Raw genomic sequence first — 24,962 nt, 5'->3', positions numbered from 1 at the left:
AAAGGATCCAAAACTGGATATTGTGATTCCCTTAAATATGTAAGCAAAAGCTTACTGGGAAACCTTAAATCCGGCGGGAGATCCTAAGAAAAAAGAAGGGTTCAAGAATGACACAGCAGGAGCAGTCTTAAAGCCCCTCATCAAAGATCAAAACTTGATCGCCCCGCTTCACTAATATTAAGTATGGGCGGAAGAAAAGGATGAGGGGCTTTAATTTTGTCACATCAAAGAAATTTTATCACATCAAAGAAATAGAGGATGAATCTCCCTCATATCCGCAGGTCGGTTTAAAAAAACATTATCCCATATAAAATCCCGCTCCATACAAAGATAAACAGGAACTTTGGGGGCTGTTTTTTTTATCATGTTTACCATTTTGCTGAATATTTCTTCCCGTACCGGACGTATATACCTGTACTTCCCGTCATGACACATTGCGAACTCGTTGTAAAATATATCTGATATTGGGAATCTTTCTTTCATGATTGTCTTTAATTCCTTGGAAAACCTCAGGCATCCAAGGCTTATCCATGCAATTGATGTTCGCTCAACTTCTGAAAAAAGCTTTTCTATGACATGACTGTAATCTTTTTCCCAGCCATTGTATCTTATAATGGGATCAAAATGGAATGAGAGGCTGAACCCATTCTTCTCACAAAGTGCTGCTGACCTGATTCTCTCATCAAGCGATGCGGCTCCTTTTTCATCTGACTCGATTAGGCGCTGAGGGTTAAGAGACCAGCTTATTACGATATTTCTTGCTCCTATGTTTTTTAATAGGTTTTCAATGTTTGTTGTTTTTGTTTTAAATTCAAATATGATGTTATCTTTCCCTTTAATGAAATTCATCAGCTCAACAGATGTTCCTGATATTATGTCAAGCGCAAGGCTGTCGGCTAACTCCCCTGTACCTATTCTGATTGGATAATTCCTGTTTCTGCTTAATTCTGCTTCAATCTCTTTAAAAGCATTTTCAATGTTGGTAAAAATTGTAATAGCAGGATTGTTTTCAAGATATTCCTGCAAAATACAGTATGTGCAGTCAATGGGACAGTTTGTTGCAAGATTGATTGTGTAATAATTGCAGCATATAACTCCTTTGGTCCCCGGACATTTTTTTAAGAAATTCCCTTCATTTTGTGCGAGGTAGAGAATTTTTTTCCCATAAGATATTGGATCATTTCTTGTCGACCTGATCTCACTTATAATCTCTTCCTTTACAGCAGTTATGACCGGCACTGCGCTGTAAGCGGAACAGACTTTTTTTGTTATAGGTGATGAAAGGGAATCAGGGTGAACATATATCTTTTCTATGTCAGGAAGCATCATTGATTGATTTTGGTTGATTTTGGTTTAACCTTGAAAAGGTTTTTTATTTTAGAGTAAAAATTGTCAGAAGAGATAATTCCTGCAGCTTCACCGAGATTCTCAGCATTTTTTACAGTGATCTCGATTTTTATTTCATCCCCTTCAAGAAGTTCCGGCAATTTCACTTTCACAAGACCTGCTTTTGACAAGCTTTTTTCAGTTTCCCTGATATTCTTTTTGAGATTTTCTTTTTGAGGTGAGCGTATATCTCTTAAAAGTTTCAAAATCTTTGCTGTTTTCTCAGCTTTTATTGTTTCTTCGTTTCTCAAAATTGACTGAATATCTTCTCTGTCAATAATATCTTCTGTTGAATTTTTTTGAATATGGGCAATTTCTTCAATAAGTGTCACTGCTTCAGTAAAATCATTATGGCTCATCAAACAATTTTTAATCAGATTGAAAAATTTAGTCTGGGAGTTTTTCTGCCACGATGAAATAGATGAGGATGTTTTTAAAGGGATTTTCTTTTCAAGAATAAATGATTTTAGCTCTTTATCAAGCTTTTTAAGCAATCTGTATTTTTCATGCATGGCGAAGTTTTCCGGAATGCCCAACTTACGGGAATATGTTTTTACTATTTCTTCCTTTGAAAGTTTAAAATGATTTTCCAGAACTGATAAAATGTTTGAAACCTCAAAATCATTTAATCCTCTTATCAGGCGGTTTTCATCAATTGATATCTTCAGAGCATCGAAATCAGTGATTTTATTTCTCTTGTAGATAAAAGCCGGTATATCCTGCCAGTTAAGTTTTTCCGCTGCCCGAAATCTCCTGCACCCTGAAAAGACCATGTAGCCTTTTTCCGATTCAATCACCTGTACCGGGGCAATGATACCTATCTTTTCAACCGATAAAAGAATATCTCCCGGCAGTTCAGGGAATGAATTCTCAAAATAATCTGGGATGATTACTTCGCCTAAGTTTATAAATTTAAATTGCATAAAATTTTCTCATAAATTTGTGCTTCTGAAATCTTTCCCCTTTTTTTGAAACCCTTCGAAAGTATAACGCATTTTTTTTTAAGCTCTTCAATAACATATTTTTTTTGTTCTTCAGGCAGTTCACTGTTTAGGAGTTTTAAAAGAGCCTCGACCCTGAACCTGTCCATCCCCCAATATTTTTTCGAAAGCTGGTCGGAATGGCCTCCTCTTTTTACTATCAGTTTCTTTTCAATAAAATGTATTTTATATTTCAATGCTATCCTGAGCCAGAGATCATAATCTTCGCAGACTTCAAGGCTTTCATCGAAGAAACCGACGTCGTCAAATACTTCGCGTGCTATCATAACCGACGAAGCGCTGATTATACATAGAGGCAGGCAATATCTAAAAATATCACCAGAGTATTTTTTGTGATGTTTGCTCTGGTTTAAGTGTTCACCATTTTTAAACCACTTTTCATCCGTATAACAGATTTTAAAATCAGGATTTTTCTCCATGAAACTTACCTGCTCTTTCAGTTTGTCTCTATGCCAGAGGTCATCTGAGTCAAGAAAGCATATTAAACTTCCCCTGCTATTCTTTATTCCCTGATTCCTTGCAGATGAAACACCGCTGTTCTTCTGATAAATATATTTTAATTTGTCTTTAAAGGATTCAATGAAAGGTTGAATCTTTGAACGAGTGTTGTCAGTTGAACCATCGTCAACCACTATCAACTCAAAGTCGTGAAATCTCTGTGCAAGCACTGACCGGATTGCCTCGGCTACAATCCATTCCCTGTTAAAAGTTGGGATTATTACAGACACAAGCGGCATCACTTCATTCTCCGGAGAAAGAATTTAGATTTCAATGTCTATAGGATTTGGGTTAATATTTCAATATGGATGACAGATTTATCATAAAACCGAAAATTGGAAAGAAAGACCCCATTCTTCCGGAAAGGGTGATAATTGTACCAACTTTCTCAATGTTGGAGCTTCTTGTCCCCGGCGGCAAAAAGAATATGAGTAAGCTCGGTGTTCTTGAAAACACCTTTTTCAGTTTAATAAAAAGTGGAAATGTTGAAGCTGCGGTTTGTGGACCTGTAATCGGGGCTCCTGCTGCTGCCATATTAATGGAAAAAATAATTGCCTGCGGTGGGAAGAAGATTTTGTTTTTCGGCTCCTGCGGTGCAATAAGCCCTTCACTTGAGATAGGCGATATTTTTATTCCTGATGGCGGTATCAGCGAGGAGGGGACATCGGTGCTTTATCTCAAAGGGGAAAAGATACTTTCTCCTTCAATGGAAATTCTTTCAGCACTTGAAATAGCTCTAAAAAAATCTTCCCTGTCATATAAAAAAGGAAGAGTCTGGACGACTGATGCTCCCTTTATGGAAACGGTGGAGAAGGTAGAATACTATTCTTCGTTGAGTGTGCTGGCTGTTGATATGGAGTTTACCGCATTGTGTGCAGTGGCAATGTTCAGACAAGTTTCCTTTGCCGCCCTCATGGTTGTTTCAGACATACTTTATAAAAAAGAATGGGCACATGGTTTCCCGTCAGCTAAGTTTAAAGATGGGAAGACCAATGCAGTAGAAATCATTACAAAAGTTTTGGCAGATATATAAGCATAGAAATTAAGAAACGAAATTAAGCAGCTAAATTAAGTAGATTGACAAGCGGGTTTAAGTTTCTATAATGCGTACCTTAATATTCTTCTGCGGGCGTAATTCAGCGGTAGAATGCAAGCTTCCCAAGCTTGACGTCGTGGGTTCGATCCCCATCGCCCGCTTTTTTATTTTACTAATCCCCTGCTTTTTTATGAAACCATCGTCCCTTCAACAAATTCCTGCGAAGCAGAGCTAACCGTGATAGAGCTCGTTTCTCCATCTGCACCGCGGCTTATACTTACAGTGATTTTCCCATTATTCTCTTTAGAATAGCGGGCAATGATACTTGCAGATATCTCGATAAAATCATCAGGATTTACGGCTCTCAATAATCCTGAAGGTCCGCTGACATCTACAGGTTCAAACCAGACATCCCCTTCCCTCAACATTCCCCTCATGGCGATATTTTCAACCTCGCTTCTTCCTATGACAAACTTTGCGCCATGTGCGAGTCTGAAATGCCTGCCGGTTTTAAGCAGATTTATGTCTCCTACTGTCACGTCTTCCTGATTGTTGAAAAGGTCTCTTAACCTTATTGAAAAATTAAAATCCGTTAGAAGGCATCCACCCGCCGGGCAGGGATAGTCGTTAATTCCTAATTCCTCGGCAAGCTCAAATTGTTTTTTGCGTGACCGTCCTGTAATTGCAGGAAGCTTTTCTCTGTCAACCCATCCTTTTTCTTCCGGTATTGTAATCGGGAAATGTTTTGCTGATAGTGGGCGAAGTAATATTCCCTTTAGCCCGCTTTCCCTGTCTATTATATTCATGGAGTCACGTCTTTGCGACATTGGGCGCTGTCCTAAGACTTCGCCGCTTATGATGAACTGCGCACCTATTTCTTCCATATGTTTCTTTGCTATAGTGTGCATGTGGATCCTGCAATCTATGCAGGGATTCATGTTCTTTCCATAACCGAATTTTGGTTTCCTTATGACATCAAGATAATCTTTGCCGACATAGACAACCTTAAGCTCAACGCCGAGTTCATCGCATACACGGGACGCTTCGCTGAGACACCCTCTTTTCTTAGATGTGCAGAGGCAAAAAGGAGAAACAAAGTTTATGGCTGAAACCTCGACCCCCTGTTCCTGTATGACCTTTACGGCAAGTGTGCTGTCGAGACCGCCTGATAAAAGTGCAAGTGCTTTGATTTTCATATTTTGTCTATCAGTTCCTTTGCTTTTTTTCGCCCCCACTTATCAGCATTGAGGACATCATCTATTGTTTTAACCTTTTTTACAGTGTGAGCATCCATAGTTTTGCTCGTTATGTCTGCAATACTAGTAAATGATATTTTTCTTTCAAGGAAAGCATGCACGGCAATTTCATTTGAAGCATTTAAAACCGCAGGCATTGTCCCTGAAATCTTCCCTGCCTTGATGGCTAGCGTTAAGCATTTAAACTTTTTCATGTCAGGCTCGCGGAACGTCAAAGTCCCTTTTTTTGCAAGGTCAAGGGATGCGTATTTATTTTCGAGCCTTTCCGGATAAGAAAGTGCAAATGAAATAGGCACCCTCATGTCAGGCATTCCTAGCTGTGCCACAAGAGAGCCGTCTATATATTCCACCATGGAATGTATTATGCTTTCAGGATGAATGATCACGGAAATATTCTCAATATCTATGTCAAAGAGCCATCTTGCCTCAATCGCCTCAAGCCCCTTGTTCATCATTGTGGCGGAATCTATGGTTATCTTTTTCCCCATCTTCCAGTTTGGGTGTTTTAGCGCATCATCCGGTGTTACTTTTTTAAGTTTTGCAGCATCAACATTCAGGAATGGCCCACCCGATGCTGTAAGTATGAGCCTTTTTATATCTTTGTGTCTATGCCCTTCCATGGACTGGAATATCGCGCTGTGCTCGCTGTCAACTGGAAGAATCCTTACATTGTTCTTTTTCGCTTCCCTTGTTATCAACTCTCCGCCAACCACAAGTGCTTCCTTGTTGGCAAGGGCAATAGTCTTTCCTGCTTTAATCGCCATGTAGGTTGGTAAAAGCCCAGCGGCTCCCACCATTGCAGAAACGACAAGGTCTGTTTGCTCAGCGGTTGCTATTTTTATAATCCCCTCCATGCCGCTTAATACTTTTATGGATGAGGGAAGCTTCTTTCGTATTTTTTCAGCTTCCTCCTCGTCAAAGAGGGCAACCTGCTTTGGCTTGAAATACTTTGCCTGCTCGACAAGTAACGCAGCGCTTCTATTTGCAGCAAGTCCTGTGATCTCGTATTTTTCAGGGAACCTCCTGATAACATCAAGGGAGTTTACTCCTATTGACCCTGTTGAACCGAGAATGGCTATTCGTTTTTTTGGCATAATTTCAAATTGTAGGACTAAATCAATCCTGCTTTCTGCGCTTTCGCAAGCACCCTCTTTGCACTGTCCACGTGAAGTTGTTCGATAAGTTCTCCGTCAACTTCGATGGCACCTTTTCCCTGCTGTTTTGCTATTTCATAGGCATCGATTATCTTCTTTGCCCGCTCTATCTCATTTTCAGTGGGGCTGAATAGTTTGTTGACCGGTCCTATCTGTGCCGGATGGATGCATGATTTTCCGTCAAAGCCAAGATTCACCACGAACTGCGTGTGTTTCACAAGCCCTTCCTCGTCTTTTATATTGAAGAACGGCGAGTCAATCGCATCAATCCCTGCAACGCGCGCCGCGATTACAATCCTGCTTAATGGATAGACTGCTTCAAGCCGCTCGAGCGTTATCCTCCCCGTCATCTCCTTTGTATAATCTGCTGCGCCGAATAAAAGAGCCTTAAGGCGCTTCGATGATAATGCAATGCTGTCAATATTGACTATTGATTTTGGGCTTTCGATCATGGCATGGAGATTGGTGCTTCCTTCTTTTATGCCTGCCTCAAGCTCAGCTTCTTTTACGAGAACCTCTACGGCAATCACATCATCCGCCATATTTACTTTTGGTATCACTATGCCGTGGGGCCTTGCCTTCACAACAGCCTTTATATCTTCCTTCCCGTATGGAGTGCCGAGGGCGTTTATCCTCACGTTTTTTTCTTTTTCGCCAAAATCAATGTTCTTCAACGCCTCTGCTACTGTGGCGCGTGCCGCATCCTTCTGCGCCGGCGCTACCGCATCTTCAAGGTCTATTATTAATGAGTCAGCTTCAAGCCCGATTGACTTTTGGATCATCTTATCGCTTGAGCCGGGAATATAGAGCATTGTTCTTCTCAGCCGTTCCACGATCATCCTCCTCGTTAATTTATTGGTTTGAGTTTTATTTTATAAGACTGGCCTTTATATATCCTGCTGATATTTTTTTCAAATCTTAAAATAATATGGCAATGGAAAGTGAGATCTGTAGCATGACACAGGAAGGTGTTAAAGTTGATGGGAGAAAACCATTAATCATACAGTCTGCTGGGCTATTTCTCTCACATGCAGTATTTCTCTATTTTTCATCAACCTAATCTCATTTGCAGAAAGGGTGAGGACTGCAATGGTTTTCCCGTCGGCGGTTACAAACTCAATTTCATAAGTGTCCTGATTTTTATAACAATGCACTACAACCCCAATATCACCCTCTGTCAATCCATATTCTTTGATGTTATGGGTTAAGACAACAGTATCTAATTCTTTTATCATTTTTTACCTCCTGTGTATTTATATCGGATAAGCTGTCACTAAACGCGGAGCCGTTTCCCCTTTCTCAATTATCCAAACTGTTTTTATTTTTATGGTGCTCCCATTGGGCGACTGTATAATACCTTCAATAACATATTTTATTCCATATGATGATTCTATAGTTTCTTTTATATCTTCCTTTTGTGCAATGGATCTCCTCAAAAGCATCACATTTTTCAATGTACCGTATATCAAATTAATATTACATTCTGAGTTCTGTCAAAGTCAATTTTAAAACCTAAAGAGATTGACTTGATTAGTTCTTAAATGGTAATAAAGACGCGTTTTACATTTATATTAATGTGGTGAAAAATGCTTGATATCAAAAGGATACGGGAAGAAAGAGATAAGGTTTTAAGCGGGTTGGCTGCCCGTCACGCCAATTTTCCAATTGATGAGCTTGTACAAACAGATGAGGAAAGACGCGCCATAATAAAGGAAGTCGAGGATCTTAAATCTGCAAAGAACAAAGCATCTGAGGCAATCGGATTAAAGAAGCGCCAGAAGCTTGATGCAGGAGCCGAGATAGCCGAGATGAAAGAAGTGTCTGACAGGATTAAGTCTCTCGATGAGCTACTGGCAGAAAAAGAAGCAAGGATTGAAAGCCTCATCCTTGAGATACCAAATGTCCCCCATGAAAGCGTACCAGATGGAAAAGACGAGCATGATAACAAGGAAGTGCGGAAATGGGGAGAGCCGCGGACTTTTGATTTTGAGCCAAAAAACCATGTAGATGTAGGGACAGCTCTTGGGTGGCTTGATTTTGAAAGGGGCGCAAAAATAAGCGGGGCGCGCTTCTGCGTTCTAAGCGGAAAAGGGGCAAGGCTTGAAAGGGCATTAATAAATTTCATGCTTGATGTCCATACCAAAGAGCACGGTTACAACGAAGTCCTTCCTCCATTTCTGGTAAGTCCGGTAAGTATGAGAAGCACAGGACAGCTTCCAAAGTTCGAGGAAGACCTTTTTAAAACAAGTGACGAGCTTTATCTTATCCCCACTGCGGAAGTGCCGGTGACGAACATCCATCGTGATGAGATACTTGCTGAAGATGCGCTTCCGGTTAAATATGTTGCCTATACGCCATGTTTCAGGCGTGAGGCAGGCACATATGGAAAAGAAACACGGGGATTGATAAGGCAGCATCAGTTCAACAAGGTTGAGCTTGTGAAATTTTCAAAGCCTGAGACATCTTACGATGAGCTTGAAAAATTAACCAATGATGCTGAGATGATATTAAAGAAGCTTGAGCTTCCTTACAGAGTTGTAGCTTTATGTTCCGGCGATTTGGGATTTTCATCCGCCAAGACTTACGACATAGAAGTATGGCTTCCTTCGGGAAATAAATATGTTGAGATTTCGTCGTGCTCTAATTTTGAGGATTTTCAGGCGCGCCGCGGCAACATCAGGTTCAGACGAAAAGAGAGCGGCAAGGTCGAGCTTGCATATACATTAAACGGCTCGGGGCTTGCAGTTGGGAGAACGCTCGTCGCAATACTTGAAAATTACCAGCAGAGCGATGGCTCTGTCATAATCCCGAAGGCTCTAAGACCTTATATGGATGGGGTTGAGAAGTTAGAGTAGCTAGCCTAACCTCATCACTAATGTTACTGTAATAACTCATCTGATTAAGATTCCTTATAATAAATTTGTGGTTGGAGATTTATGATGTTGTCTAATGAAATTGTGATTCTTTTAATAACTGCCGCTTCAATTGGTTTCTTTCATACGCTGATGGGACCTGACCATTATATCCCGTTTGTAGCAATGGCCAAATCAGGGAAATGGTCTATCTACAAAACCACATGGGTTACAATACTGTGCGGAATCGGTCATGTTTTAAGCTCTGTTATTCTTGGTTTTATAGGGATTGCCTTAGGAATCGCGGTAAAAAAATTGGAGATAGCTGAATCATTCAGGGGGAGCATTGCCGCCTGGGTGCTTATTGCTTTTGGCTTTGTTTATTTTGCATGGGGACTGCGGCGCGCATTTAAGGAACATATTCACGGACATTCACATGCTCATGCAGACGAAACAAAAAATATGACGCCATGGATACTGTTTACGATTTTTGTTTTTGGTCCATGTGAGCCTTTGATCCCGATATTAATGTATCCTGCCGCAAGGAACAGCCGTCTTGGACTTATATTAGTTACAAGTGTTTTTGCTGCAGTTACTATTCTTACGATGCTTGCTGTTGTCATTACCCTGTCATTGGGAATAGCTCGTTTGCCTTTAAACAAAATCGAACGCTATACCCATGCTTTGGCCGGTGCTACAATATGCCTTTGCGGAATAGCGATACAGTTTTTCGGGATGTAGACTCAATCAGCTTTATTTCCGGTATTATCTGAGCTTGGCTTCAATCGAAGGTCATCAATATTTTTTAGGATTTGCAATGTGTTATCCTGAAATAACTTTGTTTGCCCGCTCTCCTGATTAAGATTTAATACTTTAGAAAACTCAGCGACTGCCAAATCTACTTTATTCTCTTCAAGGTATATTAATCCGAGCCTGTAGTGTGGTGTCACAAGTGAAGGGAATTCTCTGGACAATCCCTGCCATTCTTCAATCACAGTGACTTGGTCACTGATTTTATCTAAGATATTGAGGCGCAGAAAGACGTCATCAAAGTTAAAATAAAGTTTCGACGCAGCATCGAGTTCATTCAAAGCCTCAGAGTTCAGTCCGGCAGCAACAAGTCCTTTTGCATAATCAGATCTTATTTGTCCGATTTCCGGAAGACAAACAGTGGCAATCTGCAAGGCTTCAATTCCGGAAGCATTTTTCTTTGATAATAAAATCTTACCTTTAGTCCAAAGAAGATTTCCCAGAGTAAATCTCACTCCCTGGGTTAAAGCCAGCAACGCAATAATTAAAATTGTGACTATGAAAGCTGCAATTTTAAGGCGATGCTGTAAGCGCTTTTTATGCCCGCTGAATGAAATGCTCTCCTGATTTCCGGACATCATCCATCCAATAAGAAACCAAAAAAGCATAAAAGTCGCCGGAAGTTGAAGCGGCGAGTCGGCAAGTCCATGCAGGAATAGCGCCGCAATCGCAGCTCCAATTCCCCGGGACAAATCTTCTTTACGTCTGTATGATAAGTAAATTGCCCAAACAATAAGCGACAGATACAGAAAAACAGTAAGCAGGCCTCCTTCCACAGCTATCTGGAGCGGCTCGTTATGCATGAAACTTATAGTTCCCAGCGGCATGAAAGCTGTAGAGCTGCCATTTATGATGCGGGCAGCTGCAAGCGGATAAGATGGTAAAAATCCTCCGATGCCAACGCCGGCAAATGGATGACTGGCAATCAGGAACAAAGCACCTTTCCAGAGAAATATACGTCCCCGCATCCAGGGTAATGTGAGAAAATAATCGTTGATACCGGCAAAGATAAGAATGGCAAGGCTGGTTAATGCTATGGCACAAAGAATCAGCTTTCGGACTTTAGGCTCCAGTCTGTTGCCAAGTAGGAAATAGATTATTATTCCGCCAATCATAGACAGGATGCCTGCTTTAGAGAAGGTAACGATTGTCCCTATAATTATTAGAAGGGTTGTGACATTGTAAAATAACTTTTCACGGCGGTTATCTGAATTACCGGTGAGCGCAAATGATATTGGGACAAGAGGAAGAAGAAAGGCCGCTGCCCAATTGGGGTTGCCGAATGTCCCCGGTGAGCGGAATTCAGCAGTTGTAAAATGAGTATTGGTCAGAAACTTTAACCCTGCTGCCTGGAGGATTACGATTATCGCGCAAAATGCGCCCAAAGCCAGGATGACTATAATGCCTTGTTTTTTATAAGCTGGTTTTTCTTCAAGAGCCAGCGCAGTTAAATAAGCAAATGACAAACCCATTAAAAGACGCAGAGCCCCTGCCATATGTAGAACCATAAATGGAGTAAAGCAAACCGGAAGAATTATTGCTGATGCTGCGAAGGCAGTTGCAGCAATAAATAGAGTACGCTCCTTTGGAATGAATGAAAGAGGGGATTTTTTTATCGAAAAAAGAAATGCCCCACTCAGTAAAAGCAGGGCAAATCCGCTGAATCCCCACTTGGACAGTCTGTATGCCCCTTCATACCCCGGAGTGACAAACAAGGCGATAATTCCAACCGAAGCAGAAGCGATCAATGATTTCGACAGGGCCTTAGACAGAGGAATCATTTTTATTTCATAATCTATAACGGATGGCAATCCGGATCATCGGTGATATCATAGTATATTACTTCTAACCGTGAATCACCGGTATTCCCCGTGTCTTTAAGAAATCCAACGATACTCTCCAGTGTGCTCCATCCCGGAACAAGACTGCCGACTCTGACGGTTGTCGCGCCCACCGCATCTCTCTGATTTTTGAAAACCTTACAAGACTGTGGGATTGAGTCAGATATAGTACGCCAGCTCGCAAGAGCTTCTCCATTGTCATCGGTCTGAGTCGGGGTCAGGTCGTAGTTTCCATGGTCCTCAATGCCACTTGACACCGACCACTCAATCGGTTTTCCAGCTATCGGTCCCTGGTGAGGAAGTGTGCAGTTGCCGACATTTTCAAGCATCCAGCGGTCAATCGCCAGGTAGTTGTTGTAGTAGTCGTCCATGAATGTCAAGGTCATGCTCACCGAGGTAACATTGGGGGTATCAGGGTTATGCATGAGCAATGCAGGGTTATTGCTCACAGTAACTTTATGTCCGTAGAGCAGGAGCGAGGCGCAAACACTTACCTGCGCAGCTTCCTTCTCTCCCAGAGGTACCTCCACAACGTCCTGAACCTCGCTGGTTACCTTATCCTTGATCTGATCCTTAACATAATCAACGATTGGATCAATGGCGCCAGCGTGAGCTGTTATGGGAGTTGAGGCAGCCGATTGAGCAGCTCCAGCTTCCGGGGACATAATGCTGTAGAGCAGAAGTGTGAACTGGAGAGGATCAAGATAATCATCTCCCCAAATCAGGTCGGGTGTTTTAGGGGGAAAGCGTTTCGCCCTTTCCTGTCCAAGGGAATGCACAAGAGCCGGAAGTCTCTCCCCTGATTTATACGGAACACCAGCCTCATCCGGGGATGTATAGGCATACTTAGAAAATATCAGACTCAGGATGTCCTTAGTAATAGTTTGACCGTAGAAGCTGTATGGGAATTTCAGCGTCAGTCCCTGTTCATTGAGACCGTCAACAAAGGCATCCACAGTGACAACGGTATTGTCATTATATGCATCTGCTATTCTTTCCGCCTGTGTGGTTGTGAATAAGGGCAAGCCCTTGCTTAGTCTTGAATCAGCAGTGGTCAAATCGCTGTCCCCCAATGTAGGGACGTCAAACGCCGCCATCACTCCAATGATGTATGACTTGATATCTTCATCTGCAGCCAATGCATCATAGATTTTTTTAGTAACTTCGTTTATGGCATTAGGGCTGTTTCTTGAATTGCTGCACTTTTTACTCTTTCCTTTTAGTTTCCACAACTTACCCTTTTGGGTTTTTGTCATATTTATCGAAGCACACTCTGAATAAGAATCTCCAATGGTTATAGAAATATTCACAGGGGTAACTGTCCCGGAGAGGTCAATTTCTTCAGCATTAACAGAAAAATATTTTCCATTTTTTAAAATTATCTTTGTTATCCCATTAGTTCCTGATGCTGCTTGGTATGTTTGTTTTGCGCCATTTTTTACAAACGAACCTGCGGTGATGGTTTCAGAATAGGTACCTACCTGAATTGTTAGATCAACTGTGGTTAAATCAGATACCCGTGGTGTAATTTTTCCTTTAATCGCAAATTTGTTATTCCCTTCTGTAAAATAAAGCTTGGCACTTGTAACAGTTAAACCGGATGTTTGCGCAGAGGTTTGAAAATGAAACAGTCCGCTCATTAATAGAATGATGCTTAAAAGAACAGAAAACTTTTTTACTCTAAGATTGCACATTGCCAGTCTCCTGAAAATTGTTAATGTGTCATTTCACAAAAGTTTACAGGATAGCAGCAGCACGACCGGGTCCGGGTAAGGTAAGAATTCGAATAAGCGCAACAATTATTTAACATATCATAATATCTAAAAATACTTATTAAAGTGATATATATTTATTGTAAATTTAGTCAATTGATATCAAGCTTGTCTGGTTTATTTGACATCGATGAATATGACGTTGACAAATTTGTTTTCCTCGTTAAAAGGTGATAGAAATAAATTTGTATTTGTCAGTGGGAACAAATCAATTAAGTGGATTTGCGCTGCAAATAAGTAGTTGCAAGATTTATTCTGGAGAGGTGGCTGAGTGGCCGAAAGCGGCGGTCTTGAAAACCAAATTTAGGGGGTTAGCCTAAGTTTCTGAATCAATTAGGAATATGGGCTAACCCTTTCTTTTTATTGTCGAACTTCTTTTCTTTCCTGTGTTCTCTGTATATCTCATTATTCAAGGTTTTTTCCTCAGAGTAGTCACAATATGGTCACAAGAAAATGACAGGGGTACCCCCCCAAATGAGTTGGAGTGTTTATCATATCCCCTTCGCATTTTTTAGAGCAAATTTTTAAAAAGGGGTGTTCCTTTGTTTAGTCAATTTTTATTGACGACTTTTTTCAGCGATTATATAAAACTGCAAAGAATAGAATAAGTATAATAATTAATGTTAACCATTAAAATACAGAATAAGGAGGATCCATGGACGAGACCACATCATTACCATCTCAGGCAGTTACAGTTGAGCCATCACCGAAAACTCTAATTGAAAAATATCGACAGGACTATCATGATGCCATGCAAATGATTGATGTGCAATCCGGTGAAGAGATAAAATCGGGTCATGAGATGAAGGGAATAGTGACATTCACTACAGCATTAACAAAACTTAAAGAGATTCATCAACAATTATCAACTTTTTATGGTCTTTTGTTCCGTTTCTCGAAGGTGTTACAGCAAAATGATTCTCAGCGGCTAAAACAACTTGGGCATGAAATGAAGCTAACTTTGGAACTGGCAAACGAAATGTTGAAACCTGGATTTACAGGACAATATACTGATGAGATGTATGAAAAAGTGGTTATAATGAGCTTCCATGAGATTGGATTGAATAAACAACATTGGTACTTAAAAGAAATTTTTTTGCTAGAAATTGAGTATATGTTGGACGCCCTATCGATCCTAATTGAACCCGACTTCATGCCGATTGCAAGCATTGACGATTCATCCTCAGAAGAAAATACAGACAGATATATTTCATCAGAAGTAAAATTAAACGTATGGCGACGCGATCAGGGAAAGTGCGTTGAATGTGGTAGTAAGGAAAAGTTAGAATATGATCATATTATTCCAGTTTCAAAGGGGGGGAGCAATACAGAGCGCAATGTCCAACTTCTCTGTCAAACATGCAACAGGCAGAAGTCCGCGGCAATCCAATAAGTTTAAGCTGATAATAAGTCTCGTAAAAAAGAGATAAAAAACTTTTAGTCTAAGTAATTTACTTAGTATTGAATGTTTTATATTTCTTATTATATTTTTCAAATATTGTGTAATGAAAGTGTTACCCCACCCCTGTTCTCACTATATATTTTTCAAAATTTACTGAATGGGGTTATTGACCTCCGGTTCCTATAGGTAAAAATACCGGTTGACTTATTTGAAAATATTACTTTAAATATGAATCGGGTCAAATTATAATAAACTAATTAAAAATATTTAATTATTAATATATTATAATATAAAACTATTTTGACTCAATGTTAAACTTCATTTTTATAAAAATTCTTTATCCAATTACTATCTTTTTTTTATTTGGATGCATTTTTTATATTATTCTAATAACAATTAAAAGACAGAACAATAAAAATAGAATCAGATTAATTGTTGCAACAGTTTTGCCACTAATAATATTAATATTCTCTTTAATACCTACTGAAAATACGACAAACTCTATCAAAGACTTATTTAGCAGTTTAAAACCATTATACAGATTTATAATAGGCGCTATTACTGGCTTTATCATTCTTGAGTTAGGGAATTTTTTTTGTAAAAAAGATACTGAAATTGGAATTGCACTTTATGTTTTATTTTTATCTATCATAAACACATTTATTTTATATTCTATAATAGAAGGGATGCTGAATAGTTTACATATCTTACTTCTCGGAATAATAGTTACAGGATGTATTCATGTAATCTTTAAAGGTATTCCTGAGTTTACTAATTCAAAAATTTAATAACTGTTTTTATTTCATATTTAATCATGGGTAAATGATTAATATTATTTTATTTAAATTTACCAAAAAACTTTTCATAAAATGCCCCAAAAATACGTTTACATTAATAGAGAATTATAAATATAAAATGAAAAATCTTAAAATATTCCATTTAAAAATAATTTTACTTTTCACAATTTTATTTAGTGTTTGTCAGGGGTCAATCTTTGAGAACCAAGCTGAAGAAAAAATTTTACTTATAGATAATTGGTCTAATTTTATGAATAACAAATACAATGAATTGCGAAAGATAATACCATTAAGAAACAGAAGACCGAATCTTCCCGAAAGAGGCGAATTCGAAAAAAGTGTAGATTATAACCGTAGAGTTGATGAAATTGAGAATTCAATTAGAAAAGAATATCAGAGTTCGATAGAAGATTTTTTCAGACCAACCTATCGTTTTAAAGGATTTAAGGTTAATTTAGGCCAATATGACTCTGACAGAGAATATTATGATTATGCTAACGTAGACTTTGGTGTTCCGAATGTTTTTTTATGTATTGATTCTGGACTCCACGATTGGATAGGAATGATTAGGAAGGTTGTCATTAAAAACGCTAAGTATTCTGAGGATCAATGCACGATGATAAACATAACATCTTTAAAGGTTTCTATAGATGCAGCACCTACGTGGAAGAAAAATCAAGATTTACTTCGTGTTGATATAGATTTTAAGTTTTATTATCCTATAGAAAAAAGACAGGCTCCAGGTCATCCAGAAGAACCTGTTTTATCTATAGGCTTACAATCTGTAAAATTATATTTTGACGGAATAATAATTGAGGAGTGGAATAACTAACAACTATTTGAGAGTATCTCTCGTGCCTTACCAATACATTATCCTGCTATTCACCAGTATAAAAACCGTTTTCTTTAGAAAATCTACACAGTTATTATGAATTAATTATCTTATTTTTTTGATAATTATTAAGGATTGCTAAAGTGAAAAAAAATGAAGATGAGCGTTTATCTGAATTAAGAGGGTGTTTAGGCGTTTTCGGTGGAATTATTACGATTGGAATTGTAATCTTGCTTTTTGCAAATCCTAAGACAATACTTCTGATCATATTCGTAATATATGATTTCCTCGGGCCAAAAACTACAGTTACCAGCCGTAACCCTTTTTTCCCAATGCTTGCAACACGAAAAACTGAATCCTCCTTTTTAGTTAAATTCTTACAAGTCTACGGTGGAGTAGTTTGGTGGATTATTTTTCCTATTTTTATGTATTTTTGCATTAAGGGAATTCGAAAAAACATGAAAGAAATTAAGAGAAGGATAAAGAAGGAATGAAAAATATCCTATTTCTTTAGAAAAATAATATAGTTATTATGAATTAATTATCTTATTTTTTTGATAATTATTAAGGATTGCTAAAGTGAAAAAAGATGAAGTTGAACACACGAGAAAAGAAAATGCAGAGCGAAAAGCACGCAAAGAGGTAGGAAGGCTTGCTGAGGAGAGAATACAACATCAGAAAGGCAGAAGCGTCAGAATATTTGCAGAGATTATAGTTGCGATTGTTGTCATTCTATTTATTGTTATTGATAATTCCCAGCGTCAGACCTCTGATACTAATGCAACTGTCAACGCGCCACTGGTTGAGTATCAGGAAACTGCTAAAATTGAAGAGACAAAAAGAAAGGCAGTAGAAGAGCGACTTAGGTCTGAGGAGGAGAGAAAGAGAATTGAAGAAATAAAGATTCAACTTGACGCAGAAAATAAATGCTTTTCGGAAGAGAAAAAAAGAAAAGTGCTCTCCCGCATAAAGATGGTGTTTATCCGGGGTGGCGAGTTTGAGATGGGTGACACGTTCGGAAACGGCAATTCGGATGAGAAGCCTGCGCATACAGTAAGATTAGATGATTTTTATATGGGAGAGACTGAGGTGACGCGGGCACTGTGGGAAGAAATAATGGGAAGTACAGCACCGAGCAGTTTTTTGAAAAGCCGTTATCAAAGAGAAGACTTAGAGCCTGTTAGCAATGTGAGTTGGAATAAAGTACAGGAGTTTCTAAAAAGATTGAATGAAATGACAGGAGGGAATTACCGCCTGCCTACTGAGGCTGAATGGGAGTTTGCTGCACGTGAACGCGGCAAGCATATTAAATATGGTAATATAAGTTCTGAAGATTATGCTTATAGAGGAAATCTTGTAGTTGAAGTGAAAAGTGAGATACCGAATGCTCTTGGTTTGTATGACATGTACGGTAACGTTTGGGAATTATGTGCGGATTGGTATGGAGAGAAATATTATGAAGATAGTCTGAGAGATAACCCTAAAGGTCCTGAATCCGGTAGTTATCGGGTGAATCGTGGTGGTTCTTCTTCGCTCATTAGGGGTGGAACTGGTGGCTTTAGGTGCAGCCTACGTCGAGCTATAGACCCGAACGCGTTAGCAGATGCAATCGGGTTTCGGGTCGCCTGCAATTCTAAGTAGTTGTTTTCTGGTTTTTGTTTTTCCCTGAGATAAGTTGAAAATAGTGGACACCAAATAAGTCTGCATCATCCCCCAGTGCTTTAATCCGGGGAGTTGAGGGCAAGCATGAAAGATACTTAACCCATCTATTTCGTTCAAGGCAAGGGGAACTATGGGTAAGATTGAGAATTCATGTTTAAAAGCCTAAAACCCCCTCATTTGTGCCGTGAAAAAAGAGTAAATTTTCATAACATCAAACATATTTTCTTTATTGTTTTTCATATCATTATTATTGTTTCATCCATTTGAAGTGAAACCACCACAACAGAAAGTCTTGGCAACCCCTAATGTGAGGTAAGTTTTTGGACAGGTTTCAGAGTTTAGAAAAGACCAATATCTTCTCGATACTCAAACAGGGGGACTTTGGCAAATTATCGTTGAGAAAGATGAGCAGAGACTCTTGCAAAAGGATTCCTGTTCTGCCTACCCTTCAAATTTCCCGTCCACCACGGCACAAAAAGATAGTTTTTCAACATCAGAACACGAGTTTTGACTTTGAACCATAGTTATGCCTTACCCGGAAAAAGAAAAGGAAGTTTAGGTGCATTTTTCTGACATTTATACTAAGAGATCATGGAAAGTAGCTATCGAGTTTTTTATCTGCTCAAAGCTTCAAGGTAATCCCAAGAGTGTAAGAGTAATTTTAGCAAATTTTAACCTTATCCTATGATCTGGTATTTCAACAAAAACTCTTTTCTTCTTTCCTCTCGGATGTCCTGATGAATCTTCAGAATCAATCAGTCTAACTGCAATCGTTTTTTTTGCATCAAGGCCCTCTTTAATGATGGCCACTAAGTCGTAAAAAGTGACGTTTTTATCCCCTAAAGACTGGTCTAAGGCGTCTTGGACACTACTTTTGCCTACGATACGACTTATCTGTTTCCGAACTGTGCTTTCAGCATATCCTGCACGCCTTGCAGCTTCTGAAGCTGATAAGCCTTTAATCATTCCTATTATTAGCAATCGGTCTCTGACTGAAAGTTCTTTTATTCCATTAGCCATAACAGAAGTCTTGGCCTTCCTGTTTATAATTGGTTAGCATACACACTTCTTATTTCTTCAGGCTGAATGCAAAGATAAGTCTGGGTCTGCCTCTGCGTGCTGTGGTTAAAGCATTCCATAAGCTCTGGGAGTCCCACCCCGAATGTTACTCGCTGATGGTAGCCAAAAGTCTTCCTCAATGTATGGCTTCCATAGTTGCCTTTTAAGTTGATAGTACCTGTCCACTGCTTGACTAACCTGTGAACCGAGGGAATTGTCAGCACCGCTCCACGCTGCGACTTAAACAGGTAATCGGTGTCAAGATATTTTACAGATGCCAACAGCCTTTCTATGGCTTTTATACAGGTTTCATTTAAAGTAATCCTCCTTATCTTGGCAGTCTTCTTCTCTTTGACTTCAATTTCATCCATTGGTTTCAGGCCACGCACCTGTCCGGCTTTAAGCCTTAACAGATCGCTTGCTCTAAGATTAGTATTTATTCCGATCGTGAACAGTGCATAGTCTCTTGGGTTATCAGCAAGCAGCTTTTTAATTGCCTTAATGTCCTTCAAATCCTTAATAGGCTCCACCTTTATCTGTTGACCCTTCTTTGGATGGTTTCTGTTTTGAAATTTTTTCATATTATATTTACCCAATAATTAGTTAAGTATTTATAATATAATATATATAACTTAACAAAATATTCAAGGGTGTTTTCTTATGGAGTAAGTAACTATTTGATTTTAATTAAGAGAATATAAGCTGGTTAACTTTAAGATATAAGTTAGCAAGATGTTTTAGAGGCAAGTAGAATGATATTTTTACAAAGTGAGGAATTCTACTGAAACTGATTGTGGAATTAGTTTGAAACTACATAGGGAATTCTGCTGAAACTCGCCATCATCTCCACCACAGCACAAATGCGTTGTTTTAAGCCCCGACAGCAAGACTTTTTTCATACCAAAAGTATATGGCTTGCCTTGAATGGAATAGAGGGCTTGAGTGTCCTTTATTCCTGCCCTCAGCTCCCCGGATTAAAGCACTGCGGTATTATACACGTTGACTGATTAGGCCCTGCTCCTGTATCGCTCTTGCACACGCCGAGGACTGCTTCTTCAGGAACAAGCTTCACTTGCTTGATAGTTGGTTTCTTGTAAGCCTTCTTTGGGTTATCCATAATAATCGCCCGATTTAATTTTTTTTTGTCTTAGATTTCTTTGCTGCAACTGGAACCTCAACAGGGCCATGCTGTGTATTGCCTGTATTGCTGTCTATATCCTCAAGCTTATACCAGTAGGTCTTTCCTGCCTCAATCTTCTTATCCTTGAAAGTATATGACGCACCTTTAGTGCTGCTTCCTTTTGCCTTGATGAGCTTCTTGTTAATCTGTATATACTTGCTATCAATAGACTCTGAACGCCGAATATTAAAACCGAGGTTGTCGAGTTCAGTTCCGGTCTCCCATTTGAGTACAACTTTCTTGTTAGATTGATTAGCTGTGAATGAGGAGAGAGTAATTAGTGTCGGAGGTGGATCACAGACATCACCTTGCCCATTGTTATTGTAATCTGCTTGGTCTGGGTTGTAATCATTAGGGCAGTTATCGATTGTATCAGGTATCCCATCGCTATCGAAGTCAGAAGCAGGAAAGATCTCAACAGGTTCGTCTCTGATTGTAGTTGTTCCGTCTCCTACTTCTCCGTAAGCATTATATCCCCAAGCCCATAAGGAACCATCTGATTGTAATGCTATATGATGGGAACCCCCTGCGTCAAAAGATACCCAATCATTATTTACGTCTACTCTTATTGGAGTTGTTGAAATATTAATCGTTCCAATAAATAAGTTACTGCCCCATGCCCAAAGTGTTCCATCTGATTTTAAAGCGAGACTATGAGTGTCACCTGCGGCAATAGAAACCCAGTCTGTATCAGTGCCAACTTGGGCAGGATACTCTCTTACTACATATCCAGATGTTCCATCTCCCAATTGGCCAAAAGAATTGCTACCCCAAGCCCATAATGTTCCATTTGATTTAAGAGCAATAGTGAAATTATTTCCAGCTGAAATTTTACTCCAATTAGTATCACTTCCAATTTGAACAGGGGAACGTTTATTAATTGTTGTGCCATCGCCTAATTCAGCATTTTCATTTTTCCCCCATGCCCAAAGTGTCCCATCTGATTTTAAAGCAATAGTATGGGAATCGCCAGTTGAGACAGAACTCCATTTATTATCCGTTCCTATTTGAATTGGCGAGGTTTTTTTGTTTGTTGTACCATCACCTAATTGACCAAAACCGTTAACACCCCAAGCCCAAAGCGTGCCATCTGATTTCAACGCAATTGTGAAAATAAAGCCAGCGTCAATTTTACTCCAATTAGTATCAGTCCCAACTTTTGTAGGAATTGTCTCTATTTTGTCTGTTAGACCTCCCCATTGCCACCATGTACCATCTGTTTTTAATGCCGCGGTGTGACTTTTACCTGCGGCAATAGAAACCCAGTCTGTATCAGTGCCAACTTGGGCAGGATACTCTCTGTATACTGCAAAACCAGATAATCCGTCTCCTAATTGACCACTTTCGTTTCTACCCCATGCCCATAATGTTCCATTTGATTTAAGAGCTACACTATGTGCATGACCTGCTGAAATCTGAGGTTCAATAGCTGATGTATTACAAGGAATAAAAAAGCTTAGAGAGGAAATAAATAATAGAGAAACAAATAGACTTATCTTGTTAGACTTCATCAGTAATACCCCCCGAAAAGAAAAACTTAATTTAGTAAAATCAACATCATAAATGCAAAACTAATGCCATAATAATCTTTATAATTATAACTAACTGATTATAAAGATAATGCAGAATTAATTGATTTAATAAGAGTGATTCAGTCATGTATAATAGTGTTCAGTATAGCTGACAGTTTTTTACTGACAATGCTAACTATCTGATATTCTAAGGCTAAAAGTGTATAAAAACCCGACGGAGTTAATAGGTATATAATACAATTGACAATAGTTGCTGCTTATTTATAGTTATTGCTCATTCAGGAGATATAGAAATGAAGATTCTCACAATACCTGAAGTTGCAAAGCTATTGCAAATTAATATGCACACAGCCTACCGCTATGCAAAGGAAGGTAAGATTCCCGCTGTCAGGATTGGCGGGTCATGGAGAGTTCGAGAAGAAATTCTTGAACAATGGCTGAAAGAAAGATCTGGCAATACAACAGGGGCATTAAATGGTAAGAAAGTAATTGCAAAATGATTTCAAAAAAGTTGCAGTTCTGCCACCTTATTTTTTAACTTTTTGAGCCTTTTAAAAGCCCATATTTTTTCCTCATAATTTCTCGTTGTATTTTCCTGTAACCTTCTGGATCAGCCTCCCTTCGTTTTCTTGATAATGCCCGGGAGGTGCATTTTTGATTGCAGTAAAATTTGGGCTTTTTAGAAATATGGTAAAAATATTTACCACACTCTTTGCAAGTTTTTATTGCTTCGCATAGAATCCCATTAAGAGAATGACATAGGCTGATTTTTGCAAACTCAACAAAAGAAAGAACCTCATCTTTCTCTTTTGGTTCGGAAACGCTGTAAGTGATAATAAAACTTCCATCATCTTTGCTTAAATTCAAATCGGCGGTTGCAAACGTACGAAGCAAATAAACCCTTTCAGGATTAATTATGGAAATAAAAAAGTCTTTTAATTCTGCCTGAATATTTTTTATATTTCTTTTCCATATCGCCTCATCATTCCATTTCATCGAAAAATCAGTCGGTATGGCAGTGTCTCCATCATATTTTGGCTGCTTTTTATTCTTTTTATTTCTTTCGATATTATGTGTTGGTGTAAAATTTGAATTGAGTTTGTATTTATGATCTGGTTGTCTTAAATAATACCGAGCTTCCAGAATCAATATGCTTAATTCCAAATCATCCATTTGGTCTAAGTCTTTAGAAATAAAATCCAAATGCCATTTTAACAAGTCTATCTTGTAATTTTTTTTATAGTTCATAACGCCCTCCTCCAAATATTATACATATTATATGGATAATATTGTGTTGTCAATAGATAATCAATTAGAAAACGTAATAATAATTAGATTGCATCAATATATATTGACAGTAGCTAATAAATAACATATGCTATTTTTAAACTTAATGAAGAAAGGAAAAAACTATGGGTACAAACAATCACGAATCAGCGTTTATTTCAGTTAGTGAGGCGGCACTTTTCCTGAATGTTTCTGTAGCAAGCATTCGGCTTTGGAGTTGGTCTAATAAATTACCGCACTACCACCTTGGCCGCAGGGTTGTATTTAAAAAATCTGATCTAATGGATTGGGCTGATAGTCAATTTCACTCTGAAAAGAAAATGGGATCCTTTTGAGGGTTGGGATAATGGAACTTAAAAAACTATACGGGGACAAGTTTATAGTAGAGTACGATGAAGCAGCTAAAATTGATGGGAAAAAGCCAGAATATCAGATAATCAAATGCTGCAAGCGTGCCGGTAACTTTTATGTAATTTCCTCTTCTAAAAAAATCATTGGCTTTTGGTGCATAAAAAATAGGTTGAAAAAAAAATTACTGAAGCTCTTTCCTGAGATGAATTTGCTTAGAGAAGGGGATGATAATGTTTCAATCCTCGGGTTACCGAGTTCTATTTTCTTGAATGTTGCAAGCGTGGCAGGAGCAAAGCGGAAAAGAGTCCTTTCAGATAACCACAAGAAGAAACTGCTCAGCACATCCAAGAATTACAGATTTTCACGGCACAAAATGCCAATTTTAAAGGGTCAGGAAACTAAAAAAGGGAGTGAGGCATATCCAACCAATGGTAAAGACATAACTTCTCCTTCTATAGATTAAAAACTACAATTTAGAAAGATGAATGAAATGAACAAAGAAATATCAAACCTCGGGCTTAGCGCTTATTTGATGGTAAGTGGATTTCAACTTCTCCAGGTTAAGCCCAGCGGCAGGCGGTCAGTCTTTGTTTTTAAAGATGATGGCAATATCGAAACTGAAAGTTTCCGCTTCTTTAACAAACAAGTGAAATGCGAACCGGTATCTTTTTGGGAAGCACTAAAAACCTTAAAGGCAATGGCTGAAAATTAAATAAAATAAATAAAAGGACATATAAAATGAAATTAAAAGAAGAAAATTCTGATGATGATTTGATTGAGGTAGAAGGAGACCACAAGACATTATTGGCTGACGGGGTTTACATTGGCAAGTGTATCGAGGTTACGTTAGGTTCTTACTATGGCAAACCTAAAATAATTCTTGGGTTTGAAACTCGTTCAAATCCACCAGTGCAGTGCGAAGACGTTGTGTATGCATATCTGAATTTTTCAAAGAAAATTTCACGCTCATCAAAACTTTATAAATGGATTGTAGTTGCAACCGACGGGAATCCTCCAGTTCGACGGGACAGATTCAGCCCAAAATCCATGTTCTTGGGGAAGTTCTTCCGCTTTTCTACAAGAACCAGCGATAAGAAATTTCGAAATGGCGAACCAACCCCTGCTGTATTGCACTATTCCGTTCTTGACGAGCTTATGGAGCTAATTGATGAGAAAGATTTGTCTGCCTCGATAGAAAAGAACAGATCATATTAGTAAGGGGGCGTCGCCATTATGCCATTAACTTCTATTATA

The 24,962-nt window shown here is 38.8% G+C and carries 26 protein-coding genes and 2 tRNA genes; 14 read left to right on the top strand and 14 right to left on the bottom strand.

The window, feature by feature from the left end:
* Nucleotides 1-243: 243 nt before the first annotated feature.
* From HZA77_13035 to HZA77_13025, 3 genes are read right to left on the bottom strand one after another with little or no spacing between them, the layout of a single operon-like run.
* Nucleotides 244-1,329, bottom strand: coding sequence for a hypothetical protein (locus HZA77_13035; GenBank protein ID MBI5376350.1), 1,086 nt, complete (start codon nt 1,327-1,329; stop codon nt 244-246).
* Nucleotides 1,326-2,309, bottom strand: a complete 984-nt coding sequence (locus tag HZA77_13030) for a ParB N-terminal domain-containing protein (protein MBI5376349.1) — start codon at nt 2,307-2,309, stop codon at nt 1,326-1,328. The genes HZA77_13035 and HZA77_13030 overlap by 4 nt, the downstream gene beginning before the upstream one ends.
* Nucleotides 2,291-3,124: a glycosyltransferase family 2 protein gene (locus HZA77_13025; GenBank protein ID MBI5376348.1), complete on the bottom strand. Its 834-nt coding sequence runs from the start codon at nt 3,122-3,124 to the stop codon at nt 2,291-2,293. The genes HZA77_13030 and HZA77_13025 overlap by 19 nt, the downstream gene beginning before the upstream one ends.
* Before the next feature lie 65 nt (nt 3,125-3,189).
* Between HZA77_13025 and HZA77_13020 the strand changes: the two genes are divergently transcribed.
* Complete coding sequence (locus HZA77_13020) at nt 3,190-3,918, top strand: nucleoside phosphorylase (GenBank protein MBI5376347.1); 729 nt, start codon at nt 3,190-3,192, stop codon at nt 3,916-3,918.
* 92 nt (nt 3,919-4,010) lie between these two features.
* Nucleotides 4,011-4,082 (top strand) — tRNA-Gly (locus HZA77_13015).
* Nucleotides 4,083-4,109: 27 nt separating this feature from the next.
* On the opposite strand, the gene HZA77_13010 is transcribed toward HZA77_13015, so the two are convergent.
* The 4 genes from HZA77_13010 to HZA77_12995 all read right to left on the bottom strand — a co-directional run bounded on the left by HZA77_13010 (nt 4,110) and on the right by HZA77_12995 (nt 7,566).
* A complete protein-coding gene (locus HZA77_13010; GenBank protein ID MBI5376346.1) occupies nt 4,110-5,117 on the bottom strand; it encodes a 7-cyano-7-deazaguanine synthase in 1,008 nt (335 codons plus the stop codon).
* Nucleotides 5,114-6,271 (bottom strand): 1-deoxy-D-xylulose-5-phosphate reductoisomerase, encoded by a 1,158-nt coding sequence (locus HZA77_13005; GenBank protein MBI5376345.1) that lies wholly within the window; start codon nt 6,269-6,271, stop codon nt 5,114-5,116. Before HZA77_13005 ends, HZA77_13010 begins: the two co-directional genes overlap by 4 nt.
* A 17-nt stretch (nt 6,272-6,288) precedes the next feature.
* A complete protein-coding gene (locus HZA77_13000) occupies nt 6,289-7,164 on the bottom strand; it encodes a CoA ester lyase (GenBank protein ID MBI5376344.1) in 876 nt (291 codons plus the stop codon).
* 165 nt (nt 7,165-7,329) lie between these two features.
* The gene (locus HZA77_12995; protein ID MBI5376343.1) at nt 7,330-7,566 is read right to left on the bottom strand and encodes a DUF4926 domain-containing protein; all 237 of its coding nucleotides are present in this window, start codon (nt 7,564-7,566) and stop codon (nt 7,330-7,332) included.
* A 351-nt stretch (nt 7,567-7,917) separates the two neighbouring features.
* Between HZA77_12995 and serS the strand changes: the two genes are divergently transcribed.
* Together serS and HZA77_12985 are read left to right on the top strand one after the other, a co-directional pair.
* A complete protein-coding gene (serS, locus tag HZA77_12990; GenBank protein MBI5376342.1) occupies nt 7,918-9,186 on the top strand; it encodes a serine--tRNA ligase in 1,269 nt (422 codons plus the stop codon).
* 87 nt (nt 9,187-9,273) lie between these two features.
* Nucleotides 9,274-9,924, top strand: coding sequence for a sulfite exporter TauE/SafE family protein (locus tag HZA77_12985; GenBank protein ID MBI5376341.1), 651 nt, complete (start codon nt 9,274-9,276; stop codon nt 9,922-9,924).
* 2 nt (nt 9,925-9,926) lie between these two features.
* On the opposite strand, the gene HZA77_12980 is transcribed toward HZA77_12985, so the two are convergent.
* A complete protein-coding gene (locus tag HZA77_12980; GenBank protein MBI5376340.1) occupies nt 9,927-11,774 on the bottom strand; it encodes an O-antigen ligase family protein in 1,848 nt (615 codons plus the stop codon).
* Nucleotides 11,775-11,788: 14 nt separating this feature from the next.
* Nucleotides 11,789-13,528, bottom strand: a complete 1,740-nt coding sequence (locus HZA77_12975; protein ID MBI5376339.1) for a hypothetical protein — start codon at nt 13,526-13,528, stop codon at nt 11,789-11,791.
* A 335-nt stretch (nt 13,529-13,863) separates the two neighbouring features.
* Between HZA77_12975 and HZA77_12970 the strand changes: the two genes are divergently transcribed.
* The 5 genes from HZA77_12970 (at nt 13,864) to HZA77_12950 (ending at nt 18,278) form a co-directional block, all read left to right on the top strand.
* Nucleotides 13,864-13,965 (top strand) — tRNA-Ser (locus tag HZA77_12970).
* Between the two features lie 392 nt (nt 13,966-14,357).
* Nucleotides 14,358-14,999 (top strand): HNH endonuclease, encoded by a 642-nt coding sequence (locus HZA77_12965; GenBank protein MBI5376338.1) that lies wholly within the window; start codon nt 14,358-14,360, stop codon nt 14,997-14,999.
* A 924-nt stretch (nt 15,000-15,923) separates the two neighbouring features.
* A complete protein-coding gene (locus HZA77_12960) occupies nt 15,924-16,637 on the top strand; it encodes a hypothetical protein (protein ID MBI5376337.1) in 714 nt (237 codons plus the stop codon).
* Nucleotides 16,638-16,780: 143 nt separating this feature from the next.
* A complete protein-coding gene (locus tag HZA77_12955; protein ID MBI5376336.1) occupies nt 16,781-17,131 on the top strand; it encodes a hypothetical protein in 351 nt (116 codons plus the stop codon).
* A gap of 85 nt (nt 17,132-17,216) precedes the next feature.
* The gene (locus tag HZA77_12950; GenBank protein ID MBI5376335.1) at nt 17,217-18,278 is read left to right on the top strand and encodes an SUMF1/EgtB/PvdO family nonheme iron enzyme; all 1,062 of its coding nucleotides are present in this window, start codon (nt 17,217-17,219) and stop codon (nt 18,276-18,278) included.
* A gap of 651 nt (nt 18,279-18,929) precedes the next feature.
* Here the strand turns inward: HZA77_12950 and HZA77_12945 are convergent.
* The 4 genes from HZA77_12945 to HZA77_12930 all read right to left on the bottom strand — a co-directional run bounded on the left by HZA77_12945 (nt 18,930) and on the right by HZA77_12930 (nt 22,049).
* Nucleotides 18,930-19,319 (bottom strand): hypothetical protein, encoded by a 390-nt coding sequence (locus tag HZA77_12945; GenBank protein ID MBI5376334.1) that lies wholly within the window; start codon nt 19,317-19,319, stop codon nt 18,930-18,932.
* A gap of 23 nt (nt 19,320-19,342) precedes the next feature.
* A complete protein-coding gene (locus HZA77_12940; GenBank protein MBI5376333.1) occupies nt 19,343-19,939 on the bottom strand; it encodes a tyrosine-type recombinase/integrase in 597 nt (198 codons plus the stop codon).
* Nucleotides 19,940-20,319: 380 nt separating this feature from the next.
* Complete coding sequence (locus tag HZA77_12935; GenBank protein MBI5376332.1) at nt 20,320-20,475, bottom strand: hypothetical protein; 156 nt, start codon at nt 20,473-20,475, stop codon at nt 20,320-20,322.
* Nucleotides 20,476-20,489: 14 nt separating this feature from the next.
* On the bottom strand, nt 20,490-22,049 hold the full coding sequence (locus tag HZA77_12930; protein ID MBI5376331.1) for a hypothetical protein: 1,560 nt from the start codon (nt 22,047-22,049) through the stop codon (nt 20,490-20,492).
* Between the two features lie 308 nt (nt 22,050-22,357).
* Here HZA77_12930 and HZA77_12925 point away from each other — a divergent pair, with 308 nt between their 5' ends.
* Nucleotides 22,358-22,570, top strand: coding sequence for a helix-turn-helix domain-containing protein (locus HZA77_12925; protein ID MBI5376330.1), 213 nt, complete (start codon nt 22,358-22,360; stop codon nt 22,568-22,570).
* 34 nt (nt 22,571-22,604) lie between these two features.
* Here the strand turns inward: HZA77_12925 and HZA77_12920 are convergent, their stop codons facing one another.
* A complete protein-coding gene (locus HZA77_12920) occupies nt 22,605-23,318 on the bottom strand; it encodes a hypothetical protein (GenBank protein MBI5376329.1) in 714 nt (237 codons plus the stop codon).
* Nucleotides 23,319-23,482: 164 nt separating this feature from the next.
* Between HZA77_12920 and HZA77_12915 the strand changes: the two genes are divergently transcribed.
* From HZA77_12915 to HZA77_12900, 4 genes are read left to right on the top strand one after another with little or no spacing between them, the layout of a single operon-like run.
* Nucleotides 23,483-23,692, top strand: a complete 210-nt coding sequence (locus HZA77_12915) for a helix-turn-helix domain-containing protein (protein ID MBI5376328.1) — start codon at nt 23,483-23,485, stop codon at nt 23,690-23,692.
* A gap of 11 nt (nt 23,693-23,703) precedes the next feature.
* Nucleotides 23,704-24,171 carry a hypothetical protein gene (locus tag HZA77_12910; GenBank protein ID MBI5376327.1) on the top strand — a complete coding sequence of 156 codons (468 nt, stop codon included), beginning with the start codon at nt 23,704-23,706 and terminating at the stop codon, nt 24,169-24,171.
* Nucleotides 24,172-24,198: 27 nt separating this feature from the next.
* Nucleotides 24,199-24,420, top strand: a complete 222-nt coding sequence (locus HZA77_12905) for a hypothetical protein (protein MBI5376326.1) — start codon at nt 24,199-24,201, stop codon at nt 24,418-24,420.
* Nucleotides 24,421-24,446: 26 nt separating this feature from the next.
* Nucleotides 24,447-24,923, top strand: a complete 477-nt coding sequence (locus HZA77_12900; protein ID MBI5376325.1) for a hypothetical protein — start codon at nt 24,447-24,449, stop codon at nt 24,921-24,923.
* The last annotated feature ends 39 nt before the right edge of the window (nt 24,924-24,962 follow it).

It is taken from the genome of Candidatus Schekmanbacteria bacterium (assembly GCA_016219965.1).
Classification (GTDB): Bacteria; Schekmanbacteria; GWA2-38-11; order GWA2-38-11; family J061; genus JACRJM01.
The sequence above is the reverse complement of the archived record's forward strand: the minus strand, read 5'-3'. Positions and strand labels throughout refer to the sequence as shown.